Annotated in this window: 15 protein-coding genes; 5 read left to right on the forward strand and 10 right to left on the reverse strand. The window is 72.8% G+C overall.

The genetic code is table 11. The annotated features are described in order from the left end of the window. Positions 1-551 precede the first annotated feature (551 nt). Positions 552-1811, reverse strand: a complete 1260-nt coding sequence (locus AC38ZX_RS15170) for a glycosyltransferase family 2 protein (RefSeq protein WP_491295055.1) — start codon at positions 1809-1811, stop codon at positions 552-554. 360 nt (positions 1812-2171) lie between these two features. Between AC38ZX_RS15170 and AC38ZX_RS15175 the strand changes: the two genes are divergently transcribed. Beyond that, positions 2172-2405: a hypothetical protein gene (locus tag AC38ZX_RS15175; protein WP_491295056.1), complete on the forward strand. Its 234-nt coding sequence runs from the start codon at positions 2172-2174 to the stop codon at positions 2403-2405. 131 nt (positions 2406-2536) lie between these two features. Then, positions 2537-4468: a hypothetical protein gene (locus AC38ZX_RS15180; protein ID WP_491295057.1), complete on the forward strand. Its 1932-nt coding sequence runs from the start codon at positions 2537-2539 to the stop codon at positions 4466-4468. A gap of 7 nt (positions 4469-4475) precedes the next feature. On the opposite strand, the gene AC38ZX_RS15185 is transcribed toward AC38ZX_RS15180, so the two are convergent. From AC38ZX_RS15185 to AC38ZX_RS15200, 4 genes are read right to left on the reverse strand one after another with little or no spacing between them, the layout of a single operon-like run. Further along, positions 4476-5495, reverse strand: a complete 1020-nt coding sequence (locus tag AC38ZX_RS15185; RefSeq protein ID WP_491295058.1) for a glycosyltransferase family 2 protein — start codon at positions 5493-5495, stop codon at positions 4476-4478. Next, entirely contained in the window at positions 5488-6789 is a 1302-nt protein-coding gene (locus AC38ZX_RS15190) for a lipopolysaccharide biosynthesis protein (protein WP_491295059.1), read from the reverse strand. Before AC38ZX_RS15190 ends, AC38ZX_RS15185 begins: the two co-directional genes overlap by 8 nt. Next, the gene (locus AC38ZX_RS15195; protein WP_426592753.1) at positions 6786-7196 is read right to left on the reverse strand and encodes a DUF2304 family protein; all 411 of its coding nucleotides are present in this window, start codon (positions 7194-7196) and stop codon (positions 6786-6788) included. Before AC38ZX_RS15195 ends, AC38ZX_RS15190 begins: the two co-directional genes overlap by 4 nt. Further along, positions 7193-7936, reverse strand: a complete 744-nt coding sequence (locus AC38ZX_RS15200) for a glycosyltransferase family 2 protein (protein WP_426592754.1) — start codon at positions 7934-7936, stop codon at positions 7193-7195. The genes AC38ZX_RS15195 and AC38ZX_RS15200 overlap by 4 nt, the downstream gene beginning before the upstream one ends. A gap of 46 nt (positions 7937-7982) precedes the next feature. Between AC38ZX_RS15200 and AC38ZX_RS15205 the strand changes: the two genes are divergently transcribed. Beyond that, on the forward strand, positions 7983-9575 hold the full coding sequence (locus tag AC38ZX_RS15205) for a DUF2142 domain-containing protein (protein ID WP_491295060.1): 1593 nt from the start codon (positions 7983-7985) through the stop codon (positions 9573-9575). Here the strand turns inward: AC38ZX_RS15205 and AC38ZX_RS15210 are convergent. The 3 genes from AC38ZX_RS15210 to manA all read right to left on the reverse strand — a co-directional run bounded on the left by AC38ZX_RS15210 (position 9572) and on the right by manA (position 11914). Beyond that, on the reverse strand, positions 9572-10699 hold the full coding sequence (locus tag AC38ZX_RS15210; protein ID WP_491295061.1) for a glycosyltransferase family 4 protein: 1128 nt from the start codon (positions 10697-10699) through the stop codon (positions 9572-9574). The two genes, AC38ZX_RS15205 and AC38ZX_RS15210, sit on opposite strands and share 4 nt — an antisense overlap. A gap of 17 nt (positions 10700-10716) precedes the next feature. Beyond that, positions 10717-10866 carry a hypothetical protein gene (locus tag AC38ZX_RS15215; protein WP_491295062.1) on the reverse strand — a complete coding sequence of 50 codons (150 nt, stop codon included), beginning with the start codon at positions 10864-10866 and terminating at the stop codon, positions 10717-10719. A 145-nt stretch (positions 10867-11011) separates the two neighbouring features. Further along, positions 11012-11914, reverse strand: coding sequence for a mannose-6-phosphate isomerase, class I (gene manA / locus AC38ZX_RS15220; RefSeq protein ID WP_491295063.1), 903 nt, complete (start codon positions 11912-11914; stop codon positions 11012-11014). A gap of 116 nt (positions 11915-12030) precedes the next feature. Between manA and rfbA the strand changes: the two genes are divergently transcribed. Further along, positions 12031-12900 carry a glucose-1-phosphate thymidylyltransferase RfbA gene (gene rfbA, locus AC38ZX_RS15225; protein ID WP_426592758.1) on the forward strand — a complete coding sequence of 290 codons (870 nt, stop codon included), beginning with the start codon at positions 12031-12033 and terminating at the stop codon, positions 12898-12900. Here the strand turns inward: rfbA and rfbD are convergent. Further along, complete coding sequence (rfbD, locus tag AC38ZX_RS15230; protein ID WP_491297446.1) at positions 12897-13745, reverse strand: dTDP-4-dehydrorhamnose reductase; 849 nt, start codon at positions 13743-13745, stop codon at positions 12897-12899. The genes rfbA and rfbD overlap by 4 nt on opposite strands. A gap of 104 nt (positions 13746-13849) precedes the next feature. Between rfbD and AC38ZX_RS15235 the strand changes: the two genes are divergently transcribed. After that, on the forward strand, positions 13850-14476 hold the full coding sequence (locus AC38ZX_RS15235; protein WP_426592759.1) for a dTDP-4-dehydrorhamnose 3,5-epimerase family protein: 627 nt from the start codon (positions 13850-13852) through the stop codon (positions 14474-14476). On the opposite strand, the gene AC38ZX_RS15240 is transcribed toward AC38ZX_RS15235, so the two are convergent. Next, positions 14462-15307 carry a glycosyltransferase family 4 protein gene (locus AC38ZX_RS15240; RefSeq protein WP_491295064.1) on the reverse strand — a complete coding sequence of 282 codons (846 nt, stop codon included), beginning with the start codon at positions 15305-15307 and terminating at the stop codon, positions 14462-14464. The two genes, AC38ZX_RS15235 and AC38ZX_RS15240, sit on opposite strands and share 15 nt — an antisense overlap. Positions 15308-15557 lie beyond the last annotated feature (250 nt).

The raw sequence follows: 15557 nt of genomic DNA on the forward strand, positions 1-15557 counted from the left end.
ATGGTGGTCCTGGCCGTCGTCGGGCTCGCGATCATGCTGCACCGCACCGTGGCCCGTCGCGACCCCCGGCTGGCGGTCGTCTTCGGCGTCGTCGTCGCACCGTCGCTGCTCTACCTGTGGGTGGTGAACATCACGCCCGACCAGATCTGGGCCATGCGGCGCTTCCTGCCCGTCACGATCCCGGGCTTCCTGCTCGCAGCCGCCATCACCCTCGACGCGCTCTGGTCGCGCAAGGAGCAGGTGGCGCGGATGGTCGCCGTCGTCGGCGCCACGGTCGTCGCCGTCTTCCCGGCCCTCACCTGGGGGCCGACGATGCTCTCCATCGAGCAGGACGGACGTCTCGCGCAGCTGCACACGGCGTGCGCGGCGATCGGGGACGACCCGGTCGTCGTCATGGAGACGGGCACGGAGGCGACGTCGTACCTGGCCAGCCTGCGCACGGTGTGCGGTGTCGAGGTCGTCCGGGCGATGCGGCCACTGGAGACGTCCGACCTCCAGGCCATCCGCGCGGCGTGGGGGGATCAGGACGTCAAGCTCGTCACGTTCGGTCCCTACACCGTGCCGTGGCCCGACGGCGTGATGCCGTCACCGCTACGGGTCAGCACCATCACGACGTGGCGCGAACGGCTGCAGAAGATCCCGTACCGCGCCGACGAGACGACCTCTCGGCTGTGGGTGGCCACGATCGGCCCCGACGGCGTGCTCGTCCCGGTCGACCCGGCGACCCTCAGCGGCGGTACTGCAAGCTCCTTGATCCGTTCCAGCTGGTCCTCGAGCAGCACGCGGTTGACCCGTTGGAGATCGGACAAGACGCCGAGCGCCAGCGAGAGCAGTGCGGCCACCGCCATGATCGAGCCGAAGACCAGCGACTGGACGTGGCCACCTTGCACCCCGCTGCCGGCCCAGAGCACGACGAAGCGAACGAACGGGATCAGCGCGAGCACCCCGAAGACGACCGTGAGGGTGGCGAAGATGACGTACGGCTTGTACATGAGGTAGCTGCGCGTGATGGCCGAAGCTGACTTGAACATGTGGTGGAAGATGTTCTTGAAGAGCCGCGACTCGCGTGTCTTGGCATTCGTCACCACGGGGACGCTCTCGATGCGCAGCCGCTTGTGCCCCGCCTGGATGATCGTCTCCATGGTGTAGCTGAAGTCGGTCACGATGTTCAGACGCAGCAGTGACGAGCGAGAGTACGCACGGAAGCCACTCGCCGCGTCAGGCATGTCCGTGTCTGCGGCACCGCTCACCACCCTGCTGCCTACGCGCTGCATCAGCTTCTTGAACGGCGAGAAGTGCTCGATGGTCGCGGTCTGCCTGTCGGCGATGACGATCTCGGCCCACCCGTCGACGATCGGGCGGACGAGGTCGGGGATGCGGTCCTGCGGATACTGGTTGTCCCCGTCGGTGTTGACGACGATGTCCGCGCCGTGCGCCAGGGCGTAATCGATCCCGTCGCGGAAAGACCGCGCCAGCCCCATGTTGCGCGAGTGGCGCACGAAGTGCGTGACACCCAGGGCCTGGGCGACCTCGACGGTGCGGTCGGTCGAGCCGTCGTCGACGACGAGGATCTCGACCTCGTCCACGTCGTCGATGACGTGCGGGATCGAGGCGAGGACGGCCGGGAGCGTCAGCTCCTCGTTGAGACATGGAATCTGGATGAAGACCTTCATGACCGTCCTGTCGGGAAAAGTCGCCCGACGCATCGGCAGGCAGCCGAGAGGGCTCGACGATGTTACCTGGGCGGCGCGCGACGACAGGAAGCGGGCTAGGGTCGCCGTCATGGTGGCCGACCCGGACGAACCAGACACCGAGCCCACCGCCGGCCTCGACTACGCCGAGCGCCTCGCGGACCTCAGCGACGTGTGGTGGAAGCGGGCGTTGCACGTCCAGGCGCCCTACCAGCGCAACATCCGGCGGTTCGGCCTGGGTCGGGCCATCGACGTCGGGTGCGGTATCGGACGGAACCTGCCCGCCCTGGCGACCGGCTCGGTGGGCGTCGACCACAACCCCTTCTCCATCGAGGTGGCCCGACGCTCGGGCCTGGCCGCGTTCACCGACGACGAGTTCTTCGCGACCCCCGAGCTGTGCCGTCCTGACAGCTACGACGGGATGCTCGTCGCGCACGTCATCGAGCACCTGACCCGGGGGATGCCCGACAGATCCTGGGCATGTATCTCCCCCTGGTCCGCCCCGGCGGGCGGGTCGCGTTCATCACGCCGCAGGAACGCGGCTACGCCACGGACCACACGCACATCACCTTCACGGACACGGCGGCACTGCGCTCGCTCGCCGACGACCTGGGCATCGAGATCGCCCGCACCTCCTCGTTCCCCCTGCCCCGGTGGGCCGGTAAGGCGTTCGCGTACAACGAGTTCGTGCTGCTGGGCCGGCGTCCACGCTGATGTCACCCGTTCGGGCGACCACAACTGGTCGCTTGTCCAGGTAAAGTTCGTGCGCTCGTCGACTCGGGCACGACGCGTCACGCCCGACGCACCCGGAGCGCCGCTCGGGGAACACCCGAACGGACCCCCTCGTGGCCGACACCCGGACCGCGCCACCGCTGCTGCTCGAACCGGCGGTCGTGCGCCCGCCCGCCCCTCGCACCTGGCGCGCTGCCGCCGTCGCGGCGGGCGCGCTGGTCGCGCTCCTGGTCACCGTGCTGCGGACGACACGCGTCCTGGAGGGTGACCTGGCACTCGTTGTGGCGGTCGTGCTCGCCCTCGCGGTGCCGACGTCGGCGCTGATCTCGCGCCGCATCGTGCTGCTCGCCGGGCTCGTCGCGGGTGTTGTGCCCGTCCTCTGGTGGTCGCACCTGCCCCTCGGTGGCCTCGGTCGCGCGACCGTGCTGCTGGCCGTGCTGGCAGGCGCGCTCACCGTCGCCGTCCTGTGGGGCGGACCCGGTGACGTGCGACGACGAGCCGCGCGCGCCAACCCGGCCTGGCGGCCGGTGGACGCCGTCCTCGCCGTCTCCGCAGCCGGTGCGGCATGGGTGGCCGCCGGTTGGCTGCGGTTGTCCACCGGCGCCGAGGCCGTGTCGGCGCTCCTGCCCGCCTGGGACAGCTCCGCGCACGTGAACATGGTCCTGATGCTCCGCCGCTTCGGCTCGACCATCGGCAGCGCCGGGGCGGCGGCGCCCTCGGGTCAGCACTGGAAGTTCGTCGACTACCCGCAGGGATATCACTCGCTCGTCGCGACGGCCATCGAGCTGACCAACGGCCCCGTGGCCGGGTCGCCCGCCGACGAGGTCCTGGCCTACGCGCACGTCCAAGGTCTCGTGATCGTCGCGTGCGCGGTGCTGCTTGCCGCCGCGGTGTGCGCCCTGCCGGCGACCCGTCGCCGTCCGAGCCGCGCCCTCCTGCTCAGCGCTCTCGTCGTCTCGGCGTTCGTCCTCGGGCCCGGCGGGAGCGCCGTGCGGGAGGGCTTCGCCAACTTCACGGTGGCCGGCGTCCTGACCGTCGGCGCGATCACGCTCGCGTCGTCGCTGCCGTCCCGGCACTCCGGACGCACCGTCCTCCCCCTCGTCGCGCTCGCCGGGCTGGTGGTGGGCGTCGCCCAGACCTGGGCGCTCCTGCTCGTCGTCGCCCTGCCCGCGGCCCTCATGGTCGTCCTTCCGCTCGGGCGGCTGCGGTGGCCGGACCGCCGCACGGTCGGAGCCGTCGCGCCCGCGGCCGTCCTGCTGGGGCTCGGGCTGTTCGGGACGTACCGGACGCTCTCGGGTCTGGAGCCCGGAAAGGTCCTGGCGATCCCGGGCGGCATCACGACGGCGGACCCGGGGCTCCTCGGGGTGATCGTGCTCACCGCCCTGGCCGTGACGGTCTGGCCGCGAGGGACGCAGCAGACCCGGACCAGGTGGCTGGTGCTCGTCCCGCTCGCGGGTGCGTTCGCCGTCCTGGGGGTGGCCTTCATCCAGCACCGGGAGGGCGGCGGGCTCTCGTACTACTTCTGGAAGCTCTTCACGGGGGTGGCACTGGTGTGCATCGCCGTGATCGCGACATCGGTCGCACGTTGGCCCGGGGCGCCTCGGCCGACGACGCGGTCGGGCTTCGTACGCCTCACGGCGAGCCTGACGCTCGCGGCCGCGGCGAGCACGCAGCTGTTCGGCTTCACCGGGTTCGGTCGCGGTGTCGTGCCTGCCGGGACGATGCAGACGGCCGAGGCCGACGATCTCCTGCACGCTGCGACGCTCCTCGCCGACCGGCCCGGTACGTTCCTCGCGATCGACGGCATCAACCCGGTCAATGCCCAGCAGTGGGTTCTGGCGTTGTCCGGGACCTGGACCACGGAGGCCAACGACGACGCCGGCGACCTGCTCGGACCCGGCGGCCAACCGCGCTCGGCCGCCGACTCGGCGGTTCGTGTGCTCGCCACGCCAGGCGTCGTGGTGGTCGCCGCCCCGCAGGACGCCGGCGTGCTCCGCAGCGATCCCTCGCTGGCCGGCGTCGCGGACCGTGTGCTGAGCTGGTGAGGACCGGTCAGACGAACCGTCGGACCAGCGCCCAATAGCCCGCGAGCAGGCCCTGGAGCACGTCGGCCCCCGCCGGCAGCGCCATCGCGACCGGGGAGAACCGCGACACCCACAGCGGGACCAGGTCGCGGTCCGGGACCGTCCGGTCGCCCTGGACGGTCCGTCGTCGGGCGCGGATCCAGGGCACATGCCTGAGCACCCAGCCCCAGCCGCGAACCTTCTGCCGGCCCCATCCCTGCACCGACGCCACGACGAGCATCGCCAGCTCGAACCCGAGCAGGGCGGGCGCAAGGAGCAGGAGGGTGCGCGTGCCGTAGGTGGTCAGGACGAACAACAGCCGGTTGCGCTCCAGCAGGTACATCTTCAGCGGGTTGCGGCTGAACTCGTAGTGGTGGACGACGACCGCGCCGGGCACGTACTGCACGCGCAGACCCCGCTGCCAGCAGCGCCAGCGCCCGAGATCCTCCTGGTAGGCGAAGAACGCCTCCGGGAAGCCGCCGAGCGCCGCCCACGTCTCCCGGCGCAGCACGAGCGTCGCCCCCGTCGCGGACGCGACGTCGCGCCGGACCCGGTGCTTGGCAGCGGGATCTCCCAGGCCGCCGGCCCAGCTCAGCCCGAGCACGTGCAACGGGTTGCCCGCCGTGTTCATGGTGTCCGGGTCGTCGGCCAGGCGGATGTCACCGCTCGCGATCCCGGTCCCCGGATCGGTGGCCACCTCGACGAGGAGCGCCAGCGCGTCAGGCTCGACGATCGCATCGCTGTTCACGAGGGCGAGGAAGGGTGCGTCCCCGCGCGCCGCGCCGAGGTTGACCCCACCGGTGAACCCCAGGTTGCGTGCGGGGCGCAGGACCGGCACCCCGCGGGTCGCCGCCAGCGTGTCCACGTCGCCACGCGTGCACCCGTTGTCGACGAGAACCAGTCGGACCGCGATCCCGGTCGAGGCCAGGACGGCGTCGAGCGCGTCCTCGAGGAACGGCTCGTCGCCGAAGGCGAGCACCACCACGTCGACCGCGGGTAACTCAGCCATGTCGCACCCGCGCCCGCCAACGGGCTCCCCGCACGACCGCCGCGACACCGAGCACCAGCAGCGCGACGCCGGAACCGACGACCAGCGCGACAGCAGCCACATGCACGACAGGCCCACCCGCGAAGCACGCTCCCACGAGCGCCGCGAGCCCGGCGCACCAGCCGACCACCACCCAGGCCTCGGCACCGAGGGCGAGCAGCGCCTGGGCGGCGAGCTGGGCGAGCATGAACAGGGCCCCGGAGACCGCGATGAGCAGGATCGTGTCCTGCCCGACGCCGAAGTCGGAGCCGAAGAGGAGCCCGACCAGGTCGTTCCCCCAGAGCCACATGACGAGCACCCCGAACGCGGCGATCACGGCGGTGACACCGGTGACCAGCCCGAGCCGCCGGACGAACGCCCGCACGGCACCCGCGGCCACGAGCGCGGCAAGCCCCGGCAGGAGCACGGCCTGGACCGCGGCGAACAGGAACAGGGGCACCCGGGCGATGACGAGCGCGGCCAGGAACTTGCCCGCGAGCGCCTGCTCCGAGGGCCGCGCGAGCACCTGCACGATCAGAGGTCCGGCGTTGGCCAGCAGCTGCGAGCTGACGGACGCCACCAGCAGCACGGTCATGGCCCGGACCACCTCGGCCCGCGCGACCGTGGGCCCCGGTGCCACGAGGGCACCGCGCCGGCGCGGCGTCGTCAGGACCACCGCGAGCACGGGCGCGACGACGAGGACGACCCCGTAGGCCGCAGGGTCCCGGACCCCCACGGCGGCGAGGACCGCCGCCGTGCCGAACCGCAGGAGACCGTCCACCGCGAGCTGCGCGCCGTAGCGGCCGAAGTGACCGTTGCCCGAGAGCAGGCCGCGCACGATGTACGACAGCCCCATGCCGAGCAGCGCCAGGACCAGCAGGAGCACCAGGTTGCCCCGGTGCCCGAGCAGGTCCGATGCGAGCACCTGCGCACCGAGGAGCGCGAGCACGACCACCGCCGCGGCCACCAGCGCCGCGACGCGCAGCACGATCGCGACGACGGGCCCGTTGCCCTGACGCTGCGCGCGGCGAGCCGCCGTCGTGCGGCCGAGCTCCTGCTCGAAGGGCAGGAACAGGCCGATGCCCACCGCGTTCACGATCGTCCAGAGCACGGACAGCGGGGCGAACAGCTCGGGACCGAGCGCCTGGCCCGCGCGGCCCAGGAAGCCGTACGTGGTGAGGCCGAAGACCCCGAGACCGAGCGCGACAGGGATGAACCCACCCCTGCCGCGGTCGGCCGCGACCGCGGGGGCGAACTCGTCGACTGCGTCGGTCATCCGGTGGTGCCGCCAGCCGGTCCAGGATCCGCGACGGGCGGCTCGGGCGTCTGCTCGCCGACCTGCCGTTCGACACGCTCCAGCCGGTTGCGCAGCAGCGCGGACTCCTCCGCGAGCGTCTGGTTCTCGTGCTCGAGACCGCTGACCTCGGCGCTCAGCTGGACGCAGACCACCAGCAGGACGAGCAGGCCGAGGAAGAACACCAGGTTCACCGGCGTCGTGACACCGACCAGCTCGGCCAGCCAGTTGGTCAGCTGCGGGAAGCAGGCGCCGAGCGCGACGACCACCGCGACCGCGATCCAGAGGGCGGCGTACTTCTCGCGCAGGCGACGCCGACGCAGCAGCTCGACCATGAAGACCAGCGTCACCAGGCCGCCGAGCAGCGCGAACGCGTATCCCCGGCTCACACGACCACCGAGGACTCGGGCCGGATCGGCGTCCGGCGACGGGTCAGCGAGATGACCAGGGCGAGGCACGCGCGCAGCAGGTAGACCGCCGCCTTGACGGGGCTCTGTGACGGTCTGCCCGCGGTGCGGTCGCGCATGGAGACGCCGATCTGTTCGACCGTGAGACCGCTGCGGAGCGCGATGATGAGCGACTCGATCGTGTCGCCCAGGTACTCGGCCGGGTAGTGCACGGCAAACAGGCGCACGGCCCGCGGACCGGCCCCCCGGAAGCCCGACGTCGTGTCGGTCAGCGTCGTGCCGGCCATCCGACTGATCGTGCCGGCCATCACCTGCATGGCCCACCGACGCGGACCCCGCACGTCGTAGTCGCCCGTCCCTGCGAAGCGCGCGCCGATCACGACGTCCGCGTCGGCGAGCCGCTCGACGATCCGGGGCACGTCACGCGGGTCGTGCTGGCCGTCGGCGTCCACCTGCACGACGACGTCGTAGCGCTGCTCGATCGCGTACCGGAACCCGGCGCGCATGGCACCACCGACCCCGAGGTTGAACGGCAGGTCCAGCACCGGCACGCCGTGGCGACGGGCGACGGCGCTCGTGGCGTCCGCCGAGCCGTCGTTCACGACGAGGACACCCACGTCGGGCAGGTGCTCGCGGATCTCGTCGAGCACGGCCGGCAGCGACTGATCCTCGTTCCACGCGGGAAGCACGACCAGCACACGCTGGACGGACGGGGTGGACATGCGCACAGGGTACAGGCGCACAGGATCGGTCCGTGCACCCCTAGACTTGCGCCCGCCCGGGACGATCGTCCGCGGCATCGTCGCAGATCAAGGACGACCAACGCATGGCTCGAGCGCCCCCGCGACGACGCGGCCCCGTCGCCCGGCACTCCCCTGGCTCGTCGTCGGCGCGCTCCTGTTCGGGCTCGCGGCGCTCTGGGCGCTGGCCATCCCGCCGATGGCTTCTCCCGACGAACCGAGCCACGTGGTCAAGGCGGCCGCCGTGGCCCGCGGACAGCTCTTCGGCACGCCGAACAAGGTCGCCGAGAGCGCGGACCGCCCGGGCGCCGGGACCTTGGTGCGGCTGCCCTCGGACTTCGCCGCGGCCCTGGCGCTGCCCAACTGCTTCGCGTTCGACTCCCACCAGCCGGCCGACTGCCAGGACGCCCACCTGCCCCCGGCCGACGGCACCGTCCTCGTCGAGACGTTCGCCGGCCAGTACCCGCCCCTGTACTACGCGCTCGTCGGCTGGCCGTCGCTCTTCCTCTCCGCCGGCCCGAGCATCATCGCGATGAGGCTGGTCAGCGCCGCCCTCTCGGCGACGTTCCTCGCCTGGGGCGGCTACCGGCTCTCCCGCCTCCGCGGGAACCGCTCCGGGCTCTGGGGCATGTCCGTCGCGCTCACCCCGATGTGCCTGTTCCTGGCGGGCACGGTCAACCCGTCGGGCTTCGAGATCGCGGCGGCGTTCAGCTTCTGGGCGGCCTGCCTGGTGCTCGTGTCCCGGGACGGGCCGGTGAGCACCGCGGCCCTGGTGCAGGCGGTCGCCAGCGGCGCTGTCCTGCTGAACGTCCGAGCGACCGGACCGGTGTGGCTGCTCGGCATCCTCGTGGTCGCCCTGGTCGCGGCGCCCCGCGGCCGCGTGCGCGAGATCGTCCGTCTGCCGTCGGCCCGCTGGCTGGGCGCGGTCGCCGTGCTCGCCGTGCTCGCGGCGCTGGCCTGGACCGTCACCCACGGGTCCGTCGTCACGACCCACGGCCTCTACCCGCAGTACGCGAACCTGAAGACCGCGCTGTTCGGGATCCTGGGCTTCGGCTTCAGCCTGCAGAACATGATCGGCAACTTCGGCTGGCTCGACGCACCCGCACCCGCAGTGACCTTCGTCGCCTGGTACGTCCTGCTCGGCGCGATCGCGATCCCCGCCTTCTCGGCCGCCCGCCAGGTCAAGGCGCGGCTCGCTCTGGCGATCGGCGTGGTCGGAGCAGCGGCGGCACCGGTCATCCTCCAGCTGCCCACGGCCGCCGACGCCGGGCTGATCTGGCAGGGCCGGTACGTGCTCCCGCTCGCGATCGGGCTGCCCGTCCTCGCCGCCCTGGTCCTGGCCGTCGACGGCAGCGAGGGCGGGGACGCGCACCGTCGGGTCGCGCGCGCCAGCGTCCCCGTGGTGCTGGTCGCGCAGGTGGCGGCGTTCTTCTGGGCGGCGCGCCGGTACGCGGTGGGTCTCGACGGCGAGATCGTCACGCTGCACCCCGATTGGGAGTCACCCATCGGCTACCTGCCGGGCGTCGCCCTGTACGCGGTCGTCGCCACCCCGCTGGCGTGGCTGCTGTGGCGGTACTACCGGCCGACGACGGCCGAGACCTCCCCCGCAGCGACGGACTAGGAACCGCGCAGCGCCTGCTCGAACGCCTCGACGTGCACGCGTGCGGCGGCGTCCCAGGTGAAGCCGGCAGCCCGCGCGACGGCCGCCTCCCCCAGTCGGGCACGACGGGAGGGGTCGGCCAGCAGGTCGGTCAGAGCGGCCGCGATGCCGGCCTCGTCGGTCCCGCAGTACGCGACCGCGTCGCCCCCGACCTCCGGCAGCGACAGCTCGCGCGTGGTCAGCACCGCAGCCCCGCACGCCATGGCCTCGAGCACCGGCAGCCCGAAGCCTTCACCGAGACTCGGGTAGGCGACGACGGCCGCGCCGGACAGGTAGGGCGCCAGGTCCTCGAGCGGCAGGTAGCCGGGGCGGAAGACCCGGAGACCGTCGGGCACCGCCGCGACCGCCGGGTCCACTTCCTCGTCCCAGCCGCGACCCCCGGCCAGCACCAGAGCGGGCGCCCGGGCCCCGAGCTGCCGGACGGACCCGACCCAGCCTCGGACGAGGGCAGGGACGTTCTTGCGCGGCTCCAGCGTCCCGAGGAACGCCACGTAAGGGGTGTCGCCCAGCCCGAGCCCCGCGCGCACACGTGCGACGTCGGCGGGGGCGGACGGGTGGAAGACGCTCGGGTCGACCCCGTGGTAAGCGACATGGAACCGCCGCGGGTCACCGCCGACGTACCGACGAACCTCGGCGCCGGTCGCCTGCGACGGCACGACCACGGCCGCGGCGCGACGCACGGCGCGACGGATGGCACGCCTGAAGAACCGCCGCTTCAGGCCGGAGTGCAGGTGCGGCAGGGAGAAGAACGTCGCGTCGTGCAGGGTGACGACGACGGGCACGCCACGCCCGCGGGGGACCGTGTAGTGCGGGCTCAGGAGCACGTCGGCGCGGCTCGACCTGGCCAGCCGCATCAGGTGGGTCTGCTCCCAGACGAGCCGGCCGGCCCGACGCTCGATCCGGGCGGGCGCCGCGACGACCTCGGCGGAGGGGACCAGCCGGGCGACGGTCGCGGCGTCGCGTGCCTGGCAGACCACGACGAGGTCGACACCCTGCCGGGCGAGCGCGGGCAGCAGCTCGTCGACGTAGCGTCCGACACCCCCGCGGTCGGCAGGGATGGCCGTGGCGTCGACGAGGAGGCGCATCGGGGGCGTCGTCCCGGTCAGGGGACGTCGGCCTGCACGATGGTGCCGGAGCCGGCGACGCACAAGGCCCCGTCGCTCGCGGGCACGAACGCCGACTGGCCCTGGACGAGGTCGAGGTCGCCCGCGGAGCCGCTGCGCAGGGTCACGCCGCCCGAGAGGCAGAGCACGATGCGTGGTCCGCGCCCTGGCAGCGGGTGCTCGGCGCCGTCGCGGACCTCCGTGACCGAGAGAACTCGAAGTCGTCGACCGGGGCGTAGAACACCTTCGTCGCGTCGTGGAACGTCTCCGGCGCGATGCGGATCGGCGGCGCGGCTACGTAGTCGACGTTGTCCAAGCTTCCGGGACGTCCACGTGCTTCGGCGTCAGCCCCGCGCGGAGCACGTTGTCGGAGCTCGCCATGATCTCGACGGCGACCCCGCTCAGGTAGGCGTGCACGCCGCCGGCCGGGACGAACAGGGCCTCGCCCGGCTTGAGGGTCACCGGGTTGAGCAGCAGGGACGTCACGACTCCGAGGTCGCCCGGGTAGGCGCGCTGCAGGAGCACGACGGTCCGGTCGGACCGCGGCGACGGCGAGCCGGCGGCCAGCCGCTCGGCACAGGCCGCCGCGATCTCGGCGACCTCCTCGGCGCTCGGGCGGGTCGACGGGTGCAGGAGCTGCTCGAAGACGGCGCGGATGCCGTCCGCGGAGGGCTCGTCGGCCAGGATCCCGTGCAGCTCCTTGGCGAGCGGGACGTCGAGACCGGCGAACAGCTCGGCCGCCCGACGCGGCGCACGGAACCCGCAGAGGGCCTCGAACTGGGTCAACGCGTAGACCAGCTCGGGCTTGTGGTTGGGGTCGCGGTAGTTGCGGTCGGGCGCGGTGAGCGGGACGCCCGCGGCGTCCTCCGCGGCGTACCCGGCACGCGCCCGCTCGACGCGCGGGTGGACCTGCAGGGACAGCGGCCGCTCGGCCGCGATGACCTTGAGCAGGTACGGGAGCGTCGACCCGAACCGACCGATGACCCCCTCACCCAGCACCTCGACGTGCGACGTCGCGATCAGCTCGTCGAGCCGCCGCGCCCCGTGCGACGTCTCGGCCATCGCCGGCGCCGACGAGTGCGCTCCGAACCAGGCCTCGGCCACCGGCGACCCGTCCTGCTCGGTCCCCAGCAGGTCCGGGATCGCCGTCGTCGAACCCCACGCGTATCGCTGGGTCGAGTGAGTGAGCCTGAGCACAGAGGTCCGATCCGGTCGCCGACGAGGATGCACGATCATACCGAAGGACCCGCGCGACGGTGTCGGTGCAGGTGAGGTGTCGGTCACGGGTCGAGCGGATGCGCCAGGATGGGCACATGCGCGGCATCATCCTCGCGGGCGGCTCCGGCACCCGCCTGCACCCGATCACGCTCGGCGTGAGCAAGCAGCTCGTCCCCGTGTACGACAAGCCGATGATCTACTACCCGCTGTCCACGCTGATCCTGGCGGGGATCAAGGACGTGCTCGTCATCACGACGCCGCACGACGCGGAGCAGTTCGTCCGGCTCCTGGGCGACGGCTCGCAGTTCGGCATCTCGATCACCTACACGGTGCAGGCGGAGCCCAACGGGCTGGCGCAGGCGTTCGTGCTCGGCGCCGGTTTCGTCGGCACCGAGCCCGCGGCCCTGGTGCTCGGCGACAACATCTTCTACGGGCCCGGGCTCGGCTCGCGGCTGCAGCGGTTCGAGCACATCGACGGCGGCGCGGTCTTCGCGTACCGCGTCGCCGACCCGACGTCGTACGGCGTCGTGGAGTTCGACGCCGACGGACGTGCCCTCTCCCTGGAGGAGAAGCCGACCGCACCGCGGAGCAGCTACGCGGTCCCCGGCCTCTACTTCTACGACAACGACGTCATCGCGATCGCGAGGGACCTGCGACCGTCCGCCCGCGGCGAGTACGAGATCACGGACGTGAACCGGACCTACCTCGAGCAGGGCCGTCTGCAGGTCGAGGTGCTGCCCCGGGGCACCGCATGGCTCGACACGGGCACGTTCGACTCGCTGCTCGAGGCGTCGGACTACGTCCGGACCATCGAGCACCGGCAGGGACTCAAGGTCGGCGCACCCGAGGAGGTCGCCTGGCGGCGCGGCTTCCTGTCCGACGACGAGCTGCGCCAACGCGCAGAGAAGCTGGTCAAGTCGGGCTACGGCACCTATCTGCTGGGCCTGCTGGACCAGGCGCGCTAGGAGGCGAGGACGCTCGCAGCGGCCGTCGCCCACCGCGCGTCCCAGGCGCCGATCGGTGCGACGCCGGCCTCGGTCAGGCTGGTGTGGTCGAGGACGGAGTACGCGGGCCGTGGCGCCGGCCGTTCGAACGCCGCGCTGGTGGTCGGCCGGACGATCTGCGGGTCCAGCCCCGCGGCGCCGACGACCGCCCGCGCGAAGCCGTGCCAGGACGTCGAGCCGGAGGCCGTGCCGTGGTACGTGCCGGCGGGGACGCCCGCGGTGACCAGCCGGTGCACGAGGTCGGCGACGTCGAACGTCCACGTCGGCTGGCCCAGCTGGTCGTCGACGACGTCGAGACCGCCGCGCTCGCGCGCGACGCGGGCGATCGTCTTGGGGAAGCACGCGCCGTGGGCGCCGTAGAGCCAGGCGGTGCGCACCAGCAGGTGGTCGGGGCACTCCGCCCGGACCGCCCACTCACCGGCGGCCTTGGTCCGCCCGTACGCCGAACGGGGCGCCAGCGGGGCGTCCGGTCCGTACGGCTCGCTCGCCGCGCCGTCGAACACGTAGTCGGTGGAGACCTGCACGAACCGGCCGCCGATGCGCCAGGTCGCGCGGGCGAGGTTCGCGGCACCCACGGCATTGACCGCAAACGCGGCGGGCTCGTCGGTCTCAGCCGCGTCGACGGCCGTGTAGGCGGTGCAGTTCACCACCACGTCGTACCCGCGCACGACGGAGTCGACGGCGGCGGCGTCCGCGACGTCGACGTCGGCCCTCGTCAGCCCGCGGACGTCCGCGTCCCGCGCCTCCAGCAGGTCGACGAGCTCGCGCCCGAGCATCCCGGCCGCCCCGACCACCAACCAGCGCACGTCTTCTCCCTCGGTCGCCCTCACGACTCGTCAGGGTATCGGGCCCGGTAGATTGACTCGTCCCTGACGCCACCAGCCCTGCCCCCGCCTCCGGAAGGACGACGATGACGTACCGCGAGCTTGCGGTCCCCGGGGCGTGGGAGATCACGCCCGTCCAGCACGGCGACCCGCGGGGGGTGTTCCTCGAGTACTTCCAGGGCGTCCCGTTCCTCGAGAGCATCGGTCACCGGTTCGACCTGCGGCAGGCGAACCTGTCGGTCTCCGCCGCGGGCGTGCTGCGCGGCATCCACTACGCCGACGTCCCGGTCGGGCAGGCCAAGTACGTCACCTGTGCCAAGGGAGCGGTCCTCGACGTGGTCGTGGACCTGCGCGTCGGCTCGCCGACGTTCGCGACCTGGGACACGGTGCTGCTCGACGACGTCGACCGTCGGGCGATCTACCTGTCCGAGGGGCTGGGGCACGCGTTCCTGTCGCTCGAGGACGACTCGACCGTGCTCTACATGTGCTCCTCGCCGTTCACTCCCGAGCGCGAGCACGGCGTGCACCCGCTCGACCCGGAGGTGGGCATCGTGTGGCCCACGACCGCGCGCGACGGGTCGCCCCTCGAGCCGCAGCTGTCGGCCAAGGACCTCGCGGCGCCGTCACTCGCAGAGGCGCTCGCCGCGGGCGCGCTGCCGCGTGCCGACGAGGTCGACGCCTACGTCGCGTCGCTGGGCTCAGCCGAGGCCTGACGCCGCCCGGTAGACCTCGGCGTGCGCCCGCGCCGACCGGGACCACGTGAACGGTTGTGCGGCTGCCCGGACGGCGGCGTGCCCGGGACCGTGCTCCACCGCCGCGACCAGTCCCGCCGCGATCGAGTCCACGTCGAGCGGGTCGACCAGCTCCCCCACCGCGAACTCGGCCATCGAGCTCCCCGCGGACGTCACGACCGGCACGCCGTGCGCCATCGCCTCCAGGACCGGCATGCCGAAGCCCTCCCAGAGCGACGGGAACGCGAAGGCGGCCGCGCCCGCGTACGCGGCCTGGAGGTCGGCGTCGTCGAGCCGTCCGAGCAGGTGCACCCGTCCGCGGGGAAGCTGCGACAGCGCGCGCTCGACGTCCGCGGTCGCCTCCCCCCACCCCGAGGGTCCGACGAGCACGAGGTCGTGGTCCAGCTGCCCGGCCGCCCGCGCATACGCCTCGACGAGCCGCGGCACGTTCTTGCGGGGCTCGAGCGTGCCGCACCACAGGACGTACGGACGCTCGAGGTGCACCCCGGAACGCCAGGCGAGCGCGGCGCGCGCGGACACCTCCTGCGCCCGGACACCGTGCGGGACGACCGAGATCCGCCCGGCCTCGATGCCGTGCGTCACGCAGTCGTCGAGCGTCGCCCGAGACGGGACGACCACGTGCGCGGCCTCGTCGCGCACGATGTCGAGGGCTCGCCGGAAGAAGGCGTTGCCGCGCGCCGTGAAGTGGTCCTTCTCGCGCAGGAACGCCAGGTCGTGCACCGTGACGACGAGCGGCACGCGGCGCCCCGGGACGGCCCAGGTGGTCGCGTGGAGCACGTCGAGCCCGGGCACGGTCGACTCCGCTCGGGGCCGACGGAGCCTGCTCCACGACTCGTACAGCGCGACCCGAGGCAACCGGGCCTGCAGGACGCGGCCCGTGGGCGCCGGCAGCGGAGCTCGTCGGCCCCGTGGCGCGCCGCCAACCCGACGGTCCGGACGGACGGTTCGAGGGCGAGCGCCCGCGTCAGCTCCGCGATGTACGAGCCCGAACCGCCGGGGACGGGCTGCCAGCACTGCTCGACGGTCAGGGCGATGCGCAGCG

The sequence above is a fragment of the Cellulomonas sp. McL0606 genome (assembly GCF_058248365.1).